At 71.4% G+C, this 19,130-nt stretch carries 19 protein-coding genes; 4 read left to right on the top strand and 15 right to left on the bottom strand.

Annotated features, from left to right (window positions below):
- Nucleotides 1-48 precede the first annotated feature (48 nt).
- Nucleotides 49-210, top strand: a complete 162-nt coding sequence (locus ACKUB9_RS03465; protein WP_407519393.1) for a hypothetical protein — start codon at nt 49-51, stop codon at nt 208-210.
- Nucleotides 211-220: 10 nt separating this feature from the next.
- Here the strand turns inward: ACKUB9_RS03465 and ACKUB9_RS03470 are convergent, their stop codons facing one another.
- The 6 genes from ACKUB9_RS03470 to ACKUB9_RS03495 all read right to left on the bottom strand — a co-directional run bounded on the left by ACKUB9_RS03470 (nt 221) and on the right by ACKUB9_RS03495 (nt 4,120).
- Nucleotides 221-1,150 carry an oxidoreductase gene (locus ACKUB9_RS03470; RefSeq protein ID WP_407519394.1) on the bottom strand — a complete coding sequence of 310 codons (930 nt, stop codon included), beginning with the start codon at nt 1,148-1,150 and terminating at the stop codon, nt 221-223.
- A gap of 57 nt (nt 1,151-1,207) precedes the next feature.
- Nucleotides 1,208-1,507 (bottom strand): DUF6356 family protein, encoded by a 300-nt coding sequence (locus ACKUB9_RS03475; protein WP_407519395.1) that lies wholly within the window; start codon nt 1,505-1,507, stop codon nt 1,208-1,210.
- A gap of 139 nt (nt 1,508-1,646) precedes the next feature.
- Nucleotides 1,647-2,141 carry a peptide deformylase gene (locus tag ACKUB9_RS03480; protein WP_407519396.1) on the bottom strand — a complete coding sequence of 165 codons (495 nt, stop codon included), beginning with the start codon at nt 2,139-2,141 and terminating at the stop codon, nt 1,647-1,649.
- A gap of 8 nt (nt 2,142-2,149) precedes the next feature.
- Nucleotides 2,150-2,320 (bottom strand): hypothetical protein, encoded by a 171-nt coding sequence (locus tag ACKUB9_RS03485; protein WP_238236851.1) that lies wholly within the window; start codon nt 2,318-2,320, stop codon nt 2,150-2,152.
- Nucleotides 2,321-2,355: 35 nt separating this feature from the next.
- A complete protein-coding gene (locus ACKUB9_RS03490) occupies nt 2,356-2,802 on the bottom strand; it encodes a hypothetical protein (protein WP_407519397.1) in 447 nt (148 codons plus the stop codon).
- A gap of 97 nt (nt 2,803-2,899) precedes the next feature.
- A complete protein-coding gene (locus ACKUB9_RS03495; RefSeq protein ID WP_407519398.1) occupies nt 2,900-4,120 on the bottom strand; it encodes an efflux RND transporter periplasmic adaptor subunit in 1,221 nt (406 codons plus the stop codon).
- A 173-nt stretch (nt 4,121-4,293) separates the two neighbouring features.
- Between ACKUB9_RS03495 and ACKUB9_RS03500 the strand changes: the two genes are divergently transcribed.
- Nucleotides 4,294-7,446, top strand: a complete 3,153-nt coding sequence (locus ACKUB9_RS03500; protein ID WP_407519399.1) for an efflux RND transporter permease subunit — start codon at nt 4,294-4,296, stop codon at nt 7,444-7,446.
- A gap of 113 nt (nt 7,447-7,559) precedes the next feature.
- Here ACKUB9_RS03500 and ACKUB9_RS03505 read toward each other — a convergent pair whose 3' ends face one another.
- The 5 genes from ACKUB9_RS03505 to ACKUB9_RS03525 all read right to left on the bottom strand — a co-directional run bounded on the left by ACKUB9_RS03505 (nt 7,560) and on the right by ACKUB9_RS03525 (nt 13,878).
- On the bottom strand, nt 7,560-8,033 hold the full coding sequence (locus ACKUB9_RS03505) for an AAC(3)-I family aminoglycoside N-acetyltransferase (protein WP_407519400.1): 474 nt from the start codon (nt 8,031-8,033) through the stop codon (nt 7,560-7,562).
- 178 nt (nt 8,034-8,211) lie between these two features.
- Nucleotides 8,212-9,312, bottom strand: coding sequence for a microcin C ABC transporter permease YejB (locus ACKUB9_RS03510; protein ID WP_407519401.1), 1,101 nt, complete (start codon nt 9,310-9,312; stop codon nt 8,212-8,214).
- Nucleotides 9,313-9,318: 6 nt separating this feature from the next.
- Entirely contained in the window at nt 9,319-11,172 is a 1,854-nt protein-coding gene (locus tag ACKUB9_RS03515; protein ID WP_407519402.1) for an extracellular solute-binding protein, read from the bottom strand.
- Nucleotides 11,173-11,186: 14 nt separating this feature from the next.
- A complete protein-coding gene (locus ACKUB9_RS03520) occupies nt 11,187-13,037 on the bottom strand; it encodes an extracellular solute-binding protein (RefSeq protein WP_407519403.1) in 1,851 nt (616 codons plus the stop codon).
- A gap of 190 nt (nt 13,038-13,227) precedes the next feature.
- Nucleotides 13,228-13,878 carry a L,D-transpeptidase gene (locus tag ACKUB9_RS03525; protein ID WP_407519404.1) on the bottom strand — a complete coding sequence of 217 codons (651 nt, stop codon included), beginning with the start codon at nt 13,876-13,878 and terminating at the stop codon, nt 13,228-13,230.
- 450 nt (nt 13,879-14,328) lie between these two features.
- Between ACKUB9_RS03525 and ACKUB9_RS03530 the strand changes: the two genes are divergently transcribed.
- Nucleotides 14,329-15,417: a helix-turn-helix transcriptional regulator gene (locus ACKUB9_RS03530; protein WP_407519405.1), complete on the top strand. Its 1,089-nt coding sequence runs from the start codon at nt 14,329-14,331 to the stop codon at nt 15,415-15,417.
- Nucleotides 15,418-15,461: 44 nt separating this feature from the next.
- On the opposite strand, the gene ACKUB9_RS03535 is transcribed toward ACKUB9_RS03530, so the two are convergent.
- Nucleotides 15,462-15,728 carry a hypothetical protein gene (locus ACKUB9_RS03535; protein WP_407519406.1) on the bottom strand — a complete coding sequence of 89 codons (267 nt, stop codon included), beginning with the start codon at nt 15,726-15,728 and terminating at the stop codon, nt 15,462-15,464.
- A 193-nt stretch (nt 15,729-15,921) separates the two neighbouring features.
- Here ACKUB9_RS03535 and ACKUB9_RS03540 point away from each other — a divergent pair, with 193 nt between their 5' ends.
- The gene (locus tag ACKUB9_RS03540; RefSeq protein ID WP_407519407.1) at nt 15,922-16,341 is read left to right on the top strand and encodes a Ros/MucR family transcriptional regulator; all 420 of its coding nucleotides are present in this window, start codon (nt 15,922-15,924) and stop codon (nt 16,339-16,341) included.
- Nucleotides 16,342-16,687: 346 nt separating this feature from the next.
- Here the strand turns inward: ACKUB9_RS03540 and ACKUB9_RS03545 are convergent, their stop codons facing one another.
- The 3 genes from ACKUB9_RS03545 to dapA all read right to left on the bottom strand — a co-directional run bounded on the left by ACKUB9_RS03545 (nt 16,688) and on the right by dapA (nt 19,068).
- Nucleotides 16,688-17,578, bottom strand: a complete 891-nt coding sequence (locus ACKUB9_RS03545; protein WP_407519408.1) for a methyltransferase domain-containing protein — start codon at nt 17,576-17,578, stop codon at nt 16,688-16,690.
- 43 nt (nt 17,579-17,621) lie between these two features.
- Nucleotides 17,622-18,095, bottom strand: a complete 474-nt coding sequence (gene smpB / locus ACKUB9_RS03550; protein WP_407519409.1) for an SsrA-binding protein SmpB — start codon at nt 18,093-18,095, stop codon at nt 17,622-17,624.
- Nucleotides 18,096-18,165: 70 nt separating this feature from the next.
- On the bottom strand, nt 18,166-19,068 hold the full coding sequence (gene dapA / locus ACKUB9_RS03555) for a 4-hydroxy-tetrahydrodipicolinate synthase (protein ID WP_407519410.1): 903 nt from the start codon (nt 19,066-19,068) through the stop codon (nt 18,166-18,168).
- Between the last annotated feature and the right edge of the window lie 62 nt (nt 19,069-19,130).

The raw sequence follows: 19,130 nt of genomic DNA on the forward strand, positions 1-19,130 counted from the left end.
ACGGCCCTGCGCCGCTACTTCCTCCCGCCTCGACGGAGGAGACGCATCATGGCGACCAAGGCGCGGCGGCGGCCATCATGGAAGAAGCAGACCCGCAGACCGAAGCCCGAGGCCAAATCGCTGACGCGGAAGGTCGTCGAGGCGGCAGCCGACGTCGCCGGCAAGGCCCGGGAGACGATCCGCAGCACGGTGGAGAAGGTGACGGGCTGAGCCGGGAGGCTCACAGCCCGTAGGACACGCCGGTGAGGTCCTCGGACAGGTCCCACAGCCGCCGGGCGGCGTCGCGGTCGTCGGCCTGAGGCGCGATCCTGGCGGGCCGCGGGGCGCCGCGCGCCTCCCAGATCCCGTCCGGGCCGTAATAGCGCCCGCCCTCGGCCTCCGGGGCGGTGGCGGCGTAGAGGAGCGGCAGGGCGCCCTGCGCGGCGCTCTGCCCGATGAGGCCGAAGATGGCGTGGCCGGCCAGGCGAGCGATCGGGCCGGCACGGTCGCCGCGCCGGATGATGTCGGTCCGGGCGATGCCGGGATGGGCGGGCACCGACCGGATCGGCGAGCCGGCCCCGCGCAGCCTGCGGTCGAGTTCGAGCCCGAACATCAGCATGGCGAGCTTCGATTGCCGGTAGGCGCCCTGCGCCGAGTAGGACACGCGCAGCTGCGGATCGTCGAAATCGAGGCGGGCCGAGCGGTGGGCGATGCTCGCCACCGGCACGATCCGGGAGGCGGCGGACGGCACGAGCGCGGGCAGCAGCAGCCCGGTCAGGGCGAAATGGCCGAGATAGTTGGTGGCGAGCTGCCGCTCGAACCCGTCCGGGGTTTCTTCGCGGCGCGGCACGGAGGCGATGCCGGCGTTGAGCAGGAGCACGTCGATGGGCCGGCGCTTCTCGTGCCACCGCGCCGCGAATTCCCGGACCGAGGCGATGCGGGCGGTATCGAGGGCGCGGAACTCCACGGCGGCGGGCGGATGCGCCTTGCGGATCGCCGCCATCGCGCGGTCGGCCCGGGCGGCATCGCGGGCGGCCAGCACCACCCGGGCGCCCGCCCGGGCGAGCGCCAGCGCGGCCTCGTAGCCGAGGCCGCTCGTGGCGCCGGTGACGATGGCGATCCGGCCGGTCTGCGGCGGGATCTGGTCCGTGGTCCAAGCGGAGGCGGGCATGGGCGGACAATGGCCCAGGCCGGCGGGACGTTCCAGGCGGCGCGGCCGGGGCCGTCCTCAGATCTCGTACATCAGGCCCGGCTCGTAGGCGGGCGGCGCCGGCCGGCGGACGAACAGGTCGGGCCGGTGGCGCGGGCCGGACGGGCAGGTGGCGCAGCGGCGGGTCATGCGGTCGTAGAGGCGCTTCACGGTCGTGCTGGCGGTGACCGTGAACAGGAACGGCAGCAGGGCGTGCACGAAGGCCGCCAGGGCGGCGCCGAGCAGCGGCACCGCGTAGCTCAGGGAGGCGCGCATGTGCTGCGTGTAGGTCTCGCCGAGCGAGGAAGGATGGTCGGTGAAGAGGTGCGTGAGCCGCATGTCCCGATCCTCTGCCGTTCAACGAAGCCGGCCTGGCCCGATCGATCTCCGGTCAAGCGAATACAGGGCCAACAGGGTTAACGCTGTGTGAAATCGTACATCCCCGCAACCAGACGGCGCGTCGACGGGAGCGCCGGCGTCATTGCCGCTGGGCCTTGGCGAAGCGCTTGAGCAGCCGCTCGCGCCGCAGCCGCGACAGGCGGTCGATCCAGAAGACGCCGTCGAGCTGGTCGACCTCGTGCTGCAGGCAGGCGGCGAGGAACCCGTCGGCCTCGGTCTCCCGGGCGCTGCCGTCGAGATCCCGGTAGCGCACCCGCACCCGGGCGGGCCGCTCCACCTCCTCGTCCACGCCCGGCATCGCCACGCTGCCCTCGCGGTGGCGGGCGGTCTCGGGGGAGGCCCAGACCACCTCCGGGTTGAGGTAGGTCACCGGCGCCGCATCGAGCGACGGGCGGATCACCGCGAGGCGGATCGCCCGGCCGACATGCGGCCCGGTGAGGCCGATCGCCCGCACGGAGGCGAGCGTGTCGAGGAGGTCTCGGGCGAGCTCCGCCGTGGCGGCGTCGGCGGCCGAGGGCGGCACCGGCCGGTGCAGGCGCGGGTCGGGGTAGCGGAGGAGGGCGAGTGCCGGCACGCGGCGCCTCAGCGGGTGCGCCAGTCGGACGGCCACATCCCGGACCGCTCGACCCCGACGACGAGGATCACCACGGCGAGCGTGATCGCGATCACCACCAGGATGTTGCGCCCCGGCACCCCGCGCGCGACGAGGAAGAGCACGAGGAGGAGCGAGACGACGGAGATGGCGAGGTCCATGGGGGGGCTCCCTGCGGGGCGGATGCCGCGGCGGCTCAGCGCTGCGATGGCGAGGTCCCGGCGGCCGGCCGCAGCGCCCCGAGGACGCGCCGCAGCCGCACCCGCCAGGGATCGCGCCCGGTGCGGGCGAGGTCCCGGCCGCAGGCCCGGGCGGTCTCGGGGCCGAACTGGAAGGCGATCTCGGTGGATTCGGCGATGCGCAACGCCAGGGCGGGCCGCCGCGGCGCCACCTCGCCGGCCGTCCAGCCGAGCACCGGGAAGAAGCAATTCTCCACCACGGTGCCGGGCTCGACCGGATGCGCCACGTCAGCGCAGACCGAGGCGGTCGCCATCAGGGCGAGCCCCAGTTCCGAAGCCTCCGCGGCGCTGAGGCGGACCGGGTAGTCCCGCGGGCCGAACCGCACCACGAGGTCGAGGGCGTCGGTGCCGGCGGCCACCACCGTGAAGCGCACGTCCGCCGGGGGAGCAGCCTCCGATCCCATGGGGGTTGCAGCCCTCCGCGCGCTGGCCGGCGCGTCCGCCGGCCGGACGACCTCCCGGACGCATAGCGCCGCGCTTGCCCCAGGCGCAACCCCGGCCTCAGCGCCCGGGCGCCGCGGGGGTGTTGGCGGCCTGCCGCCCGTCCGCCTCGCGGATGCCCACGCGCTGGCCCTGGCGCAGCAGCTCGATGTGCGAGGTGGCGACGCGGGCACCGGCCTTCAGCCCGCGCAGGATCGCGGTCTGGTCGCCGTAGGCGTCGCCGGTCTCGACCGGCGTCATGGCGGCCCTGCCGTCCTCGCCCACCGTCCAGACGATGCGCTGGTCGAGCTGCGAGGAGAGCGCGATGGTCGGCACGAGGAGCTTTTCCTCCGTCCCGACCTGCACCCGGGCGCGCACGAACTCGCCCGGCAGGAAGCGCTCGTCGGCATTCGCCAGCCGCGCCCGCACGAGGCGGCGGGCGGTGCGCGGATCGAAGCGGTTGTCGAGCCGGTAGATCTCGGCCCGCCGCTCGGGCTCGGAGGCGCCGCCGATCACCTCCACGAAGGCCTTCTCGGCCTCCAGCGCGCGGCGCACGGCCTCGGAATCCTCGGCCGACAGCGCGATCTGCACCTCGATCGGCTGGGTCTGCACCACGCTCACCAGCTGCGTGGCGTTCTCGGTGACGAGGTCGCCGACATTGACCTCGGAGAGGCTGGAGCGCCCATCGAAGGGGGCGCGGATCACCGCGTAGTCGAGGTTGAGCTTCTGGCGGGCGATGGCGGCCTCCGCCTCCTGCACCCGGCTGCGGGCGACCGCGCGGTTGCTCTCCAGCTGCTGGAAGCGCTGCTCGGAGGCGATGCCCTTCTCGGCCAGCGGCTCGGTGCGCTGCACCTCGACCTCCGCGAAGGAGAGCTGGGCCTGGGCCTGCTGGCGCTGGGCCTCCGCGGTCCGGAGCGCGACCTCGAAGGGGCGCGGATCGATGCGAAACAGCACCTGCCCCTTCTTGACCAGCCCGCCCGGCTCGAAGGGCCGCTCCACCACCACGCCGGTCACGCGGGGCTGGAGCGCCGCGTCGCTGTTGGAGACGATCACCCCCGTGTAGGAGAAGGCCACCGGCACGGTCGCGGTGCGGGCCTGCGCCACCGTCACGTCGAACTCGGGCTTGCCGGAATCCTTGCCCGCCTCCTGGCCGGCCGACGGGGCGCCGAGCCAGTCGGCGACGGGGGCCGGCAGCGCCGCCCGGACGCCCTCGGGCAGGGGCCGGCCGGCGAGAACCCACAGGCCGGCGCCGGCCAGCACGAGGCCGAGCACGCCGAGCCCGGCACGGAACCATGAACGCACGCGCTGTCTCCTGACGAGGACGGCGGGGACGGGAGCGGGACGTCCGCCGGCCGCAGGGGGAACTCGCCCGATGCCGATGCGTTGCACGGCCTTGTTCGCCCACACCTCAATTGCGCGCGAGTTCATCCTTCGGGATCGACCAGTTCAGCGCGCGCGGGAACGCCGAGGCCGGGATGTTCGCCTACTTCGTCGACCGTCCCGTCCTGGCGGGCGTGATCTCCGTCCTGATCACGCTGATCGGCGGCGTGGCCGGCCTCGCCCTGCCCATCGCCCAGTTCCCCGAGATCGCGCCGCCGATCATCAACGTGCAGGCGACCTACCCGGGCGCCACCGCGCAGCAGGCCTACGAGGCGATCGCGATCCCGCTCGAACAGGAGATCAACGGCGCCCAGAGCCTCATCTACATCAGCTCCACCAGCAATGCGGACGGCAGCGTCAACCTCGACGCCACGTTCGAGGTCGGCTCCGATCTCAACGCCGCCGCCGCCGAGGTGCTGACGCGCGCCCAGCGCGCCGAGGCCCGCCTGCCCGAGGCCGTGCGCGCCCAGGGGCTGGAGATCACCAAGAGCACGCGCCAGCGCCTGGGCAACGTCGTGCTCTACAGCGACACCGACGCCTACGACGAACTCTTCCTGTCGAACTGGGCCGAGACCCAGGTCATCAAGCCCCTGCGCCGGGTGACCGGCATGGGCCGGATCGTGAACTTCTCCAACAAGCGCTACGCCATGCGCATCTGGCTCGATCCGGCCCGCATGGAGGCGCTCGGCATCGCGCCGAGCGCGATCACGGCGGCGATCGAGCAGCAGAACGCGCAGATCACGGTCGGGTCGCTCGGCCGCGAGCCGGTGGAGCCCGCGCCGGCCTTCGAGCTGCAGATCGTCACCAAGGGCCGCCTCACCGAGGCGCGGGAATTCGCCGACATCGTGATCCGGGCCAACCCGGACGGGTCGGTGGTGCGGGTGCGCGACGTCGGGCGGGTGGAGCTCGGCTCCGAGCAGTACGGCAGCCGCTCGACCTTCGACAACAAGCCCGCCGCCTCCCTCGGCCTGTTTCAGAACCCGGAGGCCAACGCCGTCGAGGTGATGCGCGGCGTCCACGCCACCATGGCCGATCTCGCCAAGCGGTTTCCCCCGGGGCTGAAGTACAAGGTCGCCCTCGACCGCACCGACTTCGTCCGCGCGGCGATCCACGAGGTCTACAAGACCCTGTTCGAGGCGATCCTCCTCGTGGTGATCGTCACCTACCTCTTCCTGCAGAACTGGCGGGCGACGCTGATCCCGGCCATCGCCGTGCCGGTGGCGCTGGTGGGCACCTTCGGGCCGATGGCGGCGCTCGGTTTTTCGCTCAACACCCTGAGCCTGCTCGGGCTCGTCCTGGCGGTGGGCCTCGTGGTCGACGACGCCATCATCGTGGTGGAAAACACCGAGCGGCTGATGCGCGAGGGCAAGCCGCCGCGGGAGGCCGCCCGCGAGGCCGTGAACGAGGTCGCCGGCCCGGTCATCGCCACCACCCTGGTGCTCGCCGCGCTGTTCGTGCCGGTGGCCTTCATCCCGGGCCTCACCGGCCAGCTCTACAACCAGTTCGCGCTCACCATCGCGATCTCGGTGCTGATCTCGGCGGTGGTGTCGCTGACCCTGACGCCGGCCCTGTGCGGTCTCCTGCTCAAGCCGAGCCACGAGGAGAACCGCGCCCGCTGGCGGGCGCCGCTGCGCTGGTTCAACCGCGTCCTCGACCGCGGCGCGGAGGCCGCGGCCTCGTCCACGGCAGTGCTCTCGCGGCGCTTCGCCGTGACGGCGCTCGTCTTCCTGGGCTTTGCCGGGCTCACCGTGTGGCTCGTCTGGCAGCGTCCCACCGCCTTCGTGCCGCAGGAGGATCAGGGCTACTTCTTCGCCGACGTCGCGATGCCCAAGGGGGCCTCGGTCGCCCGCACCGCCGAGATGGTGCGCAAGGTCGGCGAGGCGGCGCTCGAAAATTCGGCGGTGTCGAACACCATCGGGGTCGCGGGCCGCGGCATCCTGGCGGACGTCACCGCGCCCTTCTACGGCTTCCAGATCCCGACCCTGAAACCCTGGAATGAGCGCGAGGCCACGGTCACGGACGTGATCGGCAAGCTGCGCGCCCAGTTCAAGAACCACCCGGATGGCGTGCTGCGCATCGTCGATCCCTCGCCGCTGCCGGGGCTCGGCAACCGCGGCGGCCTCACGGTGGAGCTGCAGGACCGCAGCGGCGAGGGGGGCCTGCGCCTCGCCCGCACGGCCGATGCCTTCATCGAGAAGCTGAAGGGTCTGCCGGAGGTCGGCGGGGCCACCGCCACGACGAGCTACGGCGTGCCGCAGCTGCGGCTCGACATCGACCGGGCCAAGGCCGAGCAGCTCGGCGTGAGCCTGCAGAGCCTGTTCGACGCGCTCGGCACCTATGTCGGCTCGTCCTTCGTCAACCTCTTCAACCGTTTCGGCTTCGTCTATCAGGTCTACGTCCAGAGCGAGGCGCAGGGGCGGCGCACCCTCGACGATCTCCAGCGCCTGACCGTGCCGAACAACCGCGGCGAGCCGGTGCAGATCGGCTCCCTCGTCACCGCCCGCTTCGTCGGCGGGCCGACGGCCGTCCTGTCCTACAACACCTACCCGGCCATCGAGATCGCGGTGGAGACGGCTGATTCGGCGAGTTCGGGCGCGGCCATCGCGGCGGTGGAGAAGCTGGCCGACACGGCGCTGCCCACCGATTTCGCGGTGGAATGGACCGAGGTCGCCTACCAGGAGAAAATCGCGGGCGGCTGGGCACCGCTGATCTTCGCGCTGGGCGTGGTGATGATCGTGCTCCTGCTCGCGGGCCAGTACGAGAGCGTGACGCTCCCCTTCGTGGTGGTGCTGGCGACGCCGCTGGCCGTCTTCGGCGCCGTCGGCGCGCTCGCGCTGCGCGACCTGCCCCTCGACATCTTCGGGCAGATCGGCCTGCTGCTCCTCGTCGGGCTGGCGGCCAAGAACGCGATCCTCCTCGTGGCCTTCGCCAAGGAGCGGCGCGAGGCGGGCGAGGAGGCGCTCCGGGCGGCACAGGATGCGGTGCGGCTGCGCATCCGCCCGATCCTGATGACCTCCTTCGCCTTCATCCTCGGCGCGGTGCCGCTCGCCATCGCCAGCGGGGCGGGCGCCAACGCGCGCGTCTCCATCGGCACGGTGGTGATCGGCGGCCTCGTCATGGCGACCGTGCTCACGCTGCTGGTGACCCCGGTCTTCTACGTCGCGGCCGAGCGGCTGGTGGGTCTCCGGCGTCGGCGGAAGGCGTCAAAGGGCACCCCATCAGAGAGCACGCCGCAGCCGGCGGAATAGGCCGGCCCCGCGCCAGAGCGGTGCCCGATCGCGTTGCAATCGAGCACCGCTCTAAGTTTTTGATCTGCCGCATTTTCTGCGACGAACCGGTATCCACTTCGTCGGAAAATGCTCTAACGCCCGGCCGGCTCGACCGCGATGTCGTAGTGCAGGACCTCCTCGCGGGTGCCGAGCGACTCGTAGAGCGCGATGGCCGGGTCGTCGCCGTGATCGGCCTGGACGAACACCGCCCAGGCGCCGCGCTCCGCCGCGATGTCGCGCAGGCGCCCGATGAGGGCGGTGGCGATGCCCTGCCGCCGGTGCTCCTGGGCCACCGCGAGGTCGTAGAGGTAGACCTCGCGCCGCGCCCGCTCGAGCTTGTCGAGCTCGTAGGCCACGAGCCCGCCCACCACCGCCTCGCCCGCGAGCGCCACCAGCACGACGATGTGCTCCCGGCCGAGCAGCTCCTCCAGGTAGGCCCCGTCCGGCGGCGCGCCGCCATAGGTCTCGGGATCCCCGAAGGCCGTCCCGAACATCGCGTTCAGGGCGCGCGCCGGGGCGATGTCGGCGGGGCCTAAGCGGCGCAGCGTGACGGGGGATGTGGCCATGGCGGGGTCCTCATCGTGATGCCGGGGCGTGTCTCAGCCGAAGCAGCCGCGCGAGCCCACCCTTTCCACCTCGTTTGACGGACGAATGGCAGGCGCAGGCAGCACAGGAACCCCTCTCCCGTGCGGGAGAGGGGTTCCCGCGCTCAATCGGTGGAAGTGACAGGCTCGCGCACGGCGCTCACGCCGCCCGGCTCTCGAAATCGATCCGCGGGTCGATCCAGCTGTAGGTCAGGTCGGAGATCAGGTTCACCACCAGCCCGACCAGCGAGAAGATGTAGAGGTTGGCGAACACCACCGGGTAGTCGCGGTTCACGATCGACTCGAACGACAGGAGGCCGAGGCCGTCGAGGGAGAAGATGGTCTCGATGAGCAGCGAGCCGGCGAAGAAGGCCGAGATGAAGGCGCCCGGAAAACCGGCCACCACGATCAGCATGGCGTTGCGGAAGACGTGGCCGTAGAGCACTTGGCCCTCCGAAAGGCCCTTCATGCGCGCGGTGAGCACGTATTGCTTGCGGATCTCGTCGAGGAAGGAGTTCTTGGTGAGCAGCGTCGAGGTCGCGAAGGCGCCGAGCGCCATGGCGGTGATCGGCAGCGTGATGTGCCAGACGTAGTCCGTGACCTTGTGCCAGAGCGAAAAGTGCTCCCAGCCCTCGCTGGTGAGGCCGCGCAGGGGGAAGATCTGCACGAAGGAGCCGCCCGCGAACAGCACGATCAGCAGGATGGCGAACAGGAAGCTCGGGATCGCGTAGCCGATGATGACCACCCCCGAGGTCCAGACGTCGAAGGACGAGCCGTCGCGCACCGCCTTGCGGATGCCGAGCGGGATCGAAATCGCGTAGGAGATCAGCGTCATCCACAGACCCAGCGTGATCGACACCGGCAGTTTTTCGCGGATCAGCTGCAGCACCGAGACATCGCGAAAATAGCTCTTGCCGAAGTCGAAGCGGGCGTAGTCCCAGATCATCTTGGCGAAGCGCTCGTAGGCGGGCTTGTCGAAGCCGAACTGCTGCTCCAGCCGCTTGATGAAGGCGGGATCGAGCCCCTGCGCGCCGCGGTAGCGGGAATTGGTCTCGCCGCCGCGGGGCGCGGCCTGCGAGCCGCCGAGGTCCCCTCCCCCGCCGGTGACGCGCGACATCGCGGTGTTCTGGCCCTGAAGCTGAGCGAGCACCCGCTCGACGGGCCCGCCGGGAGCGAACTGCACGATCACGAACGAGATCAGCATGATCCCGAGGATGGTCGGGATCATCAGGAGCAGCCGGCGCAGGATGTAGTGGCCCATCGTGTCCTATCCGCGCCCGATCCGCCGCGCCTTGGCGGCGTCGTGCCACCACAGGGCGGGGGCGCCAAGCCCGTATTTCGGCAATGCGGCCGGACGGCCGTAGACGTCCCAGAGGGCGAGCCGGTGGGTGCCCGAGTACCACATCGGCACCCAGTAGCGGCCCGCGCGCAGGCAGCGGTCGAGGGCCTTGCACGCCACCGTGAGGTCGGCCCGGGTCCCCGCATCGGCGATGCGGTCGAGCATGGCATCGACGGCCGGATCGCTGATGCCGGCGAGGTTCTGCGAGCCCGGGGTGGCGGCGCTGCGGCTGCCGTAGACCTCCCGCAGGGCCGCGCCCGGCGTGACCGAACCGCCGAAGCGCGCCGCGATGACGTCGAAGTCGAAATCCTTCAGCCGCGACTGGTACTGCGCCGGATCGACGATGCGGGACGAGGCGCGGATGCCGAGCAGCGAGAGATTCTTGATGAAGGGCTGGACGTGCGGCTGAAACACCGGCGTGGAATCGAGGAATTCGAAGGCGAGGGGCTGGCCGTCCGGCAGCCTGAGCTGGCCGCCCTCGCGGGTGCAGCCCGCCTCGCGCAGGAGCGTGTCCGCCCGGCGCAGCAGGCTGCGGTCCTGCCCTGACCCGTCCGAGCGCGGCGGGACCCAGGGCTGGCCGAAGGCCTCCTCCGGCACCTTGCCCCGGAAGGGATCGAGGAGCGCCAGCTCCGCCTCCGAGGGCATCCCCGCCGCCTTCAGGTCCGAATTCTCGAAGAACGAGGCCGTGCGCGTGTAGGCGCCGTACATCAGGTTCTGGTTGGTCCACTCGAAGTCGAAGGCGAGCCCGATCGCCTCGCGGATCCGGGGATCCTTGAAGACCGGGCGGCGCAGGTTGAACCACCACCCCTGCGTGCCGGAAGGAGTCGCGTCCGGCACGGTCTCGCGCTTGACCCGTCCCTCGCTCGCGGCCGGGAAATCGTAGCCCGTGGCCCAGACCCGGGCGGTGAACTCTTCCCGCCACGTGAAGGCGCCGGCCTTGAACGCCTCGAAGGCGACGTCGCGGTCCCGAAAGTACTCGTAGCGGATCTCGTCGAAGTTGTTCTGGCCCACGTTCACCGCGAGGTCCGCGCCCCAGTAGTCGCGCACCCGCTCGAAGGCGATGAAGCGGCCGACCTCGAAGCGGCCGACCTGATAGGGGCCGGAGCCGAGCGGGGCCTCCAGGGTCGAGCCCTCGAAGTCCCGCGTGCGGTAATAGGCCTCCGAAAAGACCGGCAGTTCGGCGACGATCAGGGGCAGGTCGCGGCTGCGGCCCGGCGCGAAGGTGACGGTGACGGCCTCGTCCCCCTCCGGCACCGCGTCGGCGACGTCGCGCAGCACCTGCGCGATGCGCGGATGGCCCTTCTCCTTCAGGGTCCGGATCGAGAAGGCGACGTCCCGGGCGGTGAGGCGCGAGCCGTCGTGGAAGCGCGCCTGCGGGCGCAGGGCGAAGCGGTAGGCGAGCCCGTCCGGGCTGATGCTCACCGAGCGGGCGAGCAGGCCGTAGAGGGCGTCCGGCTCGTCGAGCGCCCGGGTCATCAGGCTGTCGAAGGTCAGGTCCATGCCGGCGGCGCCGTCGCCCTTCAGCACGTAGATGTTGAGCGTGTTGAAGGTCTCGAACGACTGGTTGCCGGTGGTGGTGGCGATCTGCGTCGAGAAGGTGCCGCCCTTCGGCGCCATCGGCTCGACGTAGTCGAAGCGGGGAAAGTCCGCCGGGTACTTCAGGTCGCCGAAGCTCGACAGGCCGTGCCGCTCCTCGCCCGCGGCCCGCGCCGGGCCGGACCGCCAAAGGGGAAGCGCGGTGGCGGCGCCCGCGAGGAGCGCGCGGCGGCTGAGGCCGCTCATCGGGCGGTCCCGGTTCATCGGGCGACCCCGGTCTTGGCGGCGAGCGCCTCGTCGTACCACCACGTCCAGGGGAAGCCCGAGCCGCCGTAGCGCGGCAGGGTCTGGGGCCGCGCGAAGCGGTTCCAGCGCAGCGTCCGGCTCACCCCCGAGGCCCATTGCGGCACTACGTAATCGTGGGCGAGGAGCACCCGGTCGAGCGCCCGCGTCGCGGCGACGAGTTCGGCCCGGTCGCCCGCGAAGATCACCTTCTCGATCAGCGCGTCCACCCCGGCATCCTTGATGCCCGCGAGGTTGCGCGAACCGGGCCGGTCGGCGGCGGCCGAGCCCCAGAAGTCGCGCTGCTCGTTGCCCGGCGAGAGCGATTCCGCCCAGGAGTTCAGCGCCAGCGCCTCGAACTCGAAGCTGCGCACGAGGTTCTGGTACTGGGCCGGATCGACGAGGCGCAGGGTGACGCGGATGCCGAGGCGTTCGAGCTGGGCGCGGTAGGGCAGCACCACCCGCTCGGCGGAGTTGTCGTAGCCGAGGAACTCGATCGAGAGCGGCTGACCGGCGGCGTCGACCATCTGGCCGCCCTTCTGGGAAAAACCCGCGGCCTGGAGCAGCCGCACCGCCTCGCGCAGGTTGGCGCGCAGCGCCTCGGCGCTGCCGTTGACCGGGTTGCGGTAGGGCTCGGTGAAGACGCGCGCCGGGACCTTGTCCTTCACGCTGTCCAGGATCTCGCGCTCGCGCCCCTCGGGCAGGCCGGAGGAGGCGAGTTCGGTGCCGAAGAAGTAGGAATCGATCCGCGTGTAGAGCCCGTAGAACAGGGTGCGGTTCATGTCCTCGAAGTCGAAGGCGAGGTTGAGCGCCCGGCGCACCCGCGGATCGGCGAACTTTTGGCGGCGCAGGTTGAAGGTGAAGGCCTGCATGATGCCGCTGCCGCGGGAGGGAAATTCCTCCTTGAGGATGCGCCCGTCCCGCACGGCCGGGAAGCCCTCGTAGGCGGTGGCCCAGTTGCGGGCGATGTTCTCGGTGCGCCAGTCGAACTGATCGGCCTTGAACGCCTCGATCAGCACCGTGGCGTCGCGGTAGTACTCGTCGCGCACCGTGTCGAAGTTGTAGCGGCCCTTGTTCACCGGGATGTCGCGGCCCCAGTAGTCGGGCACGCGCTCGTAGGTGACGCTGCGCCCGGCATCGAAGCGGGCGATGCGGTAGGGGCCGGAGCCGAGCGGCGGCTCCAGCGTCGTCTCGGTCGGGTTGCGGGGCCGCCCATTCGCGTCCTTGCCCTCCCACCAGTGCTTCGGCAGCACCGGCAATTGCCCGATGATCTGCGGCAATTCGTGGTTGCGCTCTCCCGAGAAGGTGAAGCGCACCTCGCGCTCGCCCAGGGCCTCGGCCTTCGCCACGTTCTGGTAGTAGAACGCGTATTGCGGACTGTTGGCCTTCAGCACCTCGAACGAGAAGACCACGTCGGCGGGGGTCATCGGCACGCCGTCGTGCCACTTGGCGCCGGGGCGCAGGCGGTAGGTGACGCTGCCGTGATCCTCGGCCAGCTGCACCCCCTCGGCGAGCAGGCCGTAGGAGGTGAAGGGCTCGTCGCCCGCCTCGGTCATCAGCGTATCGTAGATCAGCGGGACCTGGCTCTCCAGGTCGCCCTTCACGCCCGCGACCACGAGGTTGAAGTTGTCGAACGAACCCTGGAAGCCGAGGCGCAGCAGGCCGCGCTTCGGCGCGTCCGGGGCCGCGTAGTCGAAATGGGTGAAGTCGGCGGGGTATTTCGGGCTGCCGAGCAGCGACAGGCCGTGGCGCCAGGGCGCGTCTGCGGCCCCGGCGGGGCCTGCGGCGAGGCACAGGAGGGCGAGGGCGGCGAGGCGGCGTGCGATCAAGCGAGCAAATCCTCCGGCTGGCCGGCGCGCGGGCGCCGGTCCGTCGTGGGCATGCCCCTGTTGTAGGTCTGGCCGGTCCGTTCCGCCAACGGGACCGATGCGCGCCCTCGCGCGGGCGCGGGTCCTCCCACGCGAAAGGGCCGCCTCGCGGCGGCCCCCTCAAGCATTGTCCGACGAAGCGGATGCCGGATCAGTTCAGCACGACGACCTTGGCGCCGACCTTGACGCGGGAGTAGAGGTCGGTGACGTCCTCGTTGGTCATGCGGATGCAGCCCGACGACACCGCCTGCCCGATCGTGTCCGGCTCGTTGGAGCCGTGGATGCGGTAGAGCGTGCCGCCGATATACATCGCGCGGGCGCCGAGCGGGTTGTCGAGTCCGCCGGCCATGTAGCGCGGCAGGTCGGGGCGGCGGGCCAGCATCTCCTTCGGGGGCGTCCACGACGGCCATTCGCGCTTGGCCACCACGGTCTTGGTGCCCGACCACGTGAAGCCCGGGCGGCCGACGCCGACGCCGTAGCGGATCGCCATGCCGTCGCCGAGCACGTAGTAGAGCCGGCGCTCCGAGGTCGAGACCACGATGGTGCCCGGGGCGTAGCGGCCGGTGAAGGGCACGAGCTCGCGCGGGATCGGCGCGACCTGCGCCTGGTCCGTGCTGCCGGCGGCCTGACCTTGGCCGTAATACCCCGGCGCGCCGTAGACCGGAGCGCCGTAGGGCCGGCTCGCGTAGTAGTCCTCGCCGGGGTTGATGTCGAAGGGGTCGAAGGGGGCAGCCTTGACCGGGGCCGAGGCGAGCACGCATGCACCGAGAACGCCCGCGAGGGCGGCAGCGAAGATCTTCATGGCCTGGAGCCTTACCTCAGCAATTACCTTTGCAGTTAAGAATGTCGCTCCGGCACTTTGGTTCCCCAAAAAAGCCACGCTTCGTGATGGGGCGAACAACGCAGGCACCGGAACGGTTCACGTCTGCTTGACCGCTTCGCGCGGATGCTGCGGTGCGCGGGCGCACCTTGGCCGTAAGCGGGCGGCGCCGCTGCGCGACACTGGCCCGGCCCGCGGCTCGTCCGGTTCCGGCCTTGCGCCGCACGGCCGGGACCGCGATCCCCCCTGGCCGCCCAGTTGCCGGATCGTCCCAGCCTAAGCCGAACGGCAGGTCGTCAAAGCCCGGCGAGGCTGTCAGAGTCGGGACGGGCGGAGCGTGCGCGGCTCGCGGCCCGGTCGGACCTCCCGGACGGCGTACCGGGGGCGAGATCCGGCGCGGGTTTGCTGCGGCGCACGGGCGGGTGTGCAGCCATGATGAGCCACAGCGACTTGGTGGACCGGGTCTACGAGGCGGCGATGCTGCCGGAACTCTGGCCCGCGGTGCTGGCGGACCTGTCGCGCTTCGCGGAGGGCGACGGCGCGCTGCTGTTCACCATCGACGGCAGCGATTTCCGCTACATGGCCTCGGACGGGATCGACGCCGTGGTGGCCGATTACGTCGCCGAGGGCTGGCCCGCCCGCACCGACCGCGCGGCCCGCCTGTTCGAGCGCCGGCACGCCGGCTTCCTCACCGACCTCGACGTCTACACGCCGGCCGAGGTCGAGGAGGCGCCGGTCTATCGCGACTTCCTGCGCCCGCGCGGTCTCGGCTGGGGCGCGGCGAGCGCCATCGTGGTGCCCACCGGCGACTGCCTCGTCTTCGACGTGGAGCGCAGCCACGCCAGGGGGCCGGTGCCGCCCGAGGCGGTGGCGCGGCTCGACCGTCTGCGCCCGCATCTCGCGCGCGCCGCCACCCTGTCGGCGCGGCTGCGGCTCCAGACCCTGCACGGCGCCGCGCAGGCGCTGGACACGCTGGGCCTGCCCGCGGTCGTGCTCGGGAGCCGGGGGAAGATCCTGGCGATGAGCGAAGCCTGCGAGGGGCTGCCGCCGGGCCTGCTCACGGAGGGCCGCCGCCTCGTCCTGGGCGATCCGGGCGCCGACCGGCTGCTCGCGCAGGCCCTCGACGGCCTCGGCCACGAGGATCGTCCGAGCGTGCGCTCGATCCCGCTCCCGGCGGGCCAGGGCCGCGAGCCGATGATCCTCCACGTGGTGCCGATCCGGCGGGCGGGCGCCGACCTGTTCAACGCGGCCTCCAGCCTCGCGGTGGTCACGCCGCTGACGCGCAAGGCCCCGCCCTGCCCGACCGTGCTGGAGGGCCTGTTCGACCTTACCGGCGCGGAGGCCCGCGTGGCGCGCGGGATCGCCGATTGCCGCACCGTCGACCAGATCGCGGGCGAGTTCGGCCTCTCGCGCGAGACCGTGCGGTCCCAGCTCAAGGCGGTCCTGGCCAAGACCGGGATGAGCCGCCAGTCGGAGCTGGTGGGCCTGCTCGCGGCCGGCACCCTGCCGCACGCGGTCTGAGCCGCGGCCCGGGACCTCCGTGCGGGGGCGTCGCGCGATGCCGGTCAGTGAACCGAGGCGCTGCCTTGCGGCGGCCAGGACGTCATGGCGACGGCCTGCTCCACCGCCGGTTGATGCGACCGCGAGACGAACGCGATCATGTGGCCGGCCGATCGGGTGCCGGCCATGTCTTCGGCGGTCGCGTGCCTGTCCTGACGGCCGGCGTTGCGGATGAACGCGATCCAGCGCATGACCTTGGGATGATGGCGGCGCGCTGCGATGCGCCGCATCCGCCGTTTTGCCCAGGGCGGTACAGAATCAATCTGGCTCAATGCTGCCTCCCCCCAAGAATCACGAGCAAAGGCGATTGACTTAAGGTCGTCATCACCCAAATGGGTGATGTGCGGGATTGCGCGCGGCAATGACCGCCCGCACCCGCACGGCGCCGGCGCGACGAACGGGTCGGCGCTCCGAAGCGAGCACCGGAAGGTGCCGTGAACCGCGGGATCAAGAGGACTTGGGCAAATGTCGGCAGAGAAGACCGTGCATGCGGACACATTCGTCTCCCTGGCGAGCGACATCGTCTCGGCGTATGTCGCCAAGAACGCCGTTCCGGTGGCCAGCCTGCCGGAGCTGCTGAGCTCCGTGCACGGCGCCCTGCGCGCGCTGGGCCAGGAGGCGGCGCCCGCCGCGGCGGAGAAGCCGGTTCCGCCGGTAGCGATCCGCAAGTCGGTGACGCCGGACTACCTCATCAGCCTGGAGGACGGGCGGCAGTACAAGTCGCTCAAGCGCCACCTCGCCACCCGCGGCCTCACGCCCGAGCAGTACCGCCAGAAGTGGGGCCTGCCGCCGGACTACCCCATGGTGGCGGCGAGCTATGCGGCGCAGCGCTCCGACCTCGCCAAGAGCATCGGCCTCGGCCAGAAGCGCCGCCCGGCCGCCTGACGAACACCTCCGCGGCCCTACCCCGGGACGATCACCTCGGCGGGCGAAAGGCTCGCCGAGCCGAACGTGCGCGGGGCGCCTGCCGCCGCCGGGCCGGGTGAGGTCGAGGGGTCGCCCGGCTCCCGCCTCCCGCGACAGGTCTCGACGGGCCGGCCCATGGCGCTGCCGCCCTCTTCCCCAGGCGAGGACGTGGATCCGCAGCCCTGCCGCGCGACGCGCTGGAAGCCCCTCCGCCTCCCCCGCTGGTCGAGGCGCCCCCGATGGGGGCGACGCGAACACGTCCGTGCCGGTGCCGCCCGGGGTCGGGCCGGGCGTGGGCACGGTCACGCTGAGGATCCCTCACCCCTCAGGCGTGGTCGTAGCCGAGGTCGTAGACCTCCGCGACCTCGGCCGCCCATTCGACCTGGGGCGCCGCGACCTTGCGCACGAGGCAGCCGGAGGCGAGGAAGGTCCGCTGCCGGTCGAGGCCGTTGGCCGGCCCGGCCGACGCGTAGTTCGGCGCGATCAGCCCCTCGATGCCCATCTCGGTCTCCATCACCTCGAACCCGGTGTGACGGTTGAACAGCCCGTGCCACGCCCGGTCCGAGAAGCGCCAGAAATCCCACGGCATCTCGTGCAGCGGCCAGGCCGGGTGGGAGTGGATGTAGGCGAGGCCGCCCTCGGTCAGAACCTTGTTCAGCTCGATCGCCGCCTTCCAGGGCATCAGCAGGTGCTCGAACACCGAGATCGAGAAGGCGAAGTCGAAGCGCCGGTCGGTGAAGCGGGAGAGGTGGTGGGCGTCGCCGACCACGTCCACGTTCGGCCCGTCCAGCACGTCGACGCCGACGTAGTCGATGGTCGCCGGGAAGGCCGTCCGGTAGACGTGGCCGCTGCGCGCCCGCGAGCCGATCTCGATGACCGATCCGCCCCGCGCGGCGACGAGGCCGATGAACTTCTGGAACAGGCCGCCGTAATCCTTGCCCGCCAGATCCGCGAGCGGAACGACGTCGCGCCGCGAGAAGCGCAGCGCCAGCCGGTCGGGGGCCGGCTCCGGCACCGGTGCCACCCCCGCGAGGGTGAAGCCCCAGCGGGCGGCTTTCTCGCCGAAGGCGTCGATCAGGTCCTGCCGGCGCACCCGCTGCACGGCCGCCTTGACGGCCCGGCCCTCGTACAGGAGGTCGGGCGTCCCGCCGCTGGTCCAGCCGACCGCGACGACGCCGCCGCGAATGACCGTGAACGTGTCGATGGCGCGGCCCATGCCCGCGTGCCCCCGCTGCTGCGTGAAGTGGAGAGCGCGGCCCTCAGCCCTTGTCCCGCATGAGCCGCGCGCGGTCGCGCTGCCAGTCCCGCTCCTTGGCGGTCTCGCGCTTGTCGTGGAGCTTCTTGCCCCGCCCCAGACCCAGCTCCACCTTCGCCCGCCCACGGTCGTTGAAGTAGATCTTGAGCGGAATCACCGTGTAGCCCTCCCGCTGCGTGGCGCCCAGGAACTTGTTGATCTGGCGGCGGTGCAGCAGCAGGCGGCGCGGGCGCTTGGTCTCGTGGTTGAAGCGGTTGGCTTCGAGGTATTCGGGAATGTAGGCGTTGAACAGGAAGAACTCGTCGCCGGAGGGGCCGGCATAGGCCTCCCCGATCGTCGCCTTGCCGCCGCGCAGGGACTTCACCTCCGTGCCGGTGAGCGCGATGCCGGCCTCCACCGTGTCGGTGATCTCGTAGTGGAAGCGGGCCTTGCGGTTGTCGGCGACGACGCGGCGGCCGGGTTCGGGTTTGGGGGCCATGCAGGCTGTCTGACTCGGGCTATCTGTCTGGAGCTGAGTGCTTGAGCTGTCTCTGTCTCGGGCGGGCCGCTCAGGCGTTGGCGAGGCCGGCGTGGCGCAGGGCCGCGTCGACGAGGCGGCGCGTGCCCTCCCCCACCGGCACCATCGGCAGGCGCACGTCCTCCTGCATCAGGCCGAGCCGCGCGAGCGCGTACTTGGCCGGCGACGGGTTGGTCTCGGCGAACAGGTGGGTGTGGAGCGGCATCAGGCGGTCCTGGACCGCGAGCGCGGTGCGGTACTCGCCCGCGAGGCAGGCCTCCTGGAAGTCGGCGCAGAGCCGGGGCGCCACGTTCGACGTCACCGAGATGCAGCCGTGGCCGCCATGCGCCATGAACCCGAGCGCCGTCGCATCTTCGCCAGAAAGTTGTACGAAATCCTCTCCCATCGCTTGGCGCTGAAGGCTGACGCGGGCCACGTTGGCGGTGGCATCCTTCACGCCGACGATGTTCGGCAACTCGTAGAGCCGCTGCATGGTCTCGACGCTCATGTCGATCACCGAGCGGCCGGGGATGTTGTAGATCACGATGGGAATGCCGATCGCGTCGTTCACCGCCTTGAAGTGCTGGTACAGCCCTTCCTGGGTCGGCTTGTTGTAGTAGGGCGTGACGATGAGCACAGCGTCCGCCCCGGACTTCTCGGCATGATGGGCGCGCTCGATCGCTTCGGCGGTGGAGTTGGAGCCGGCGCCGGCGATCACCGGGACCCGCCCGCCGGCCTCATCGATGCAGGCTTCGACGACGCGGTCGTGCTCGGCATGGCTCAGCGTCGGGCTCTCGCCGGTGGTGCCGGTGGGCACGAGGCCGTGAGTGCCGTTCTCGACCTGCCACGCGACGAAGGCCCGGAACGCGCCTTCGTCGAAGGCACCGTCGCGGAAAGGCGTCACCAGGGCGGTGAACGAGCCCCGGAGGCGCTGCGAAATCTGCGTCGACGTCATGCTGCTGGTCCTCGCCCGGAAGGGGCTTCTGCCGCCGGCGCGCTGACCCGCAGCCGGCGACC

Source organism: Methylobacterium oryzisoli (assembly GCF_046557895.1).
Lineage (GTDB): Bacteria > Pseudomonadota > Alphaproteobacteria > Rhizobiales > Beijerinckiaceae > Methylobacterium > Methylobacterium oryzisoli.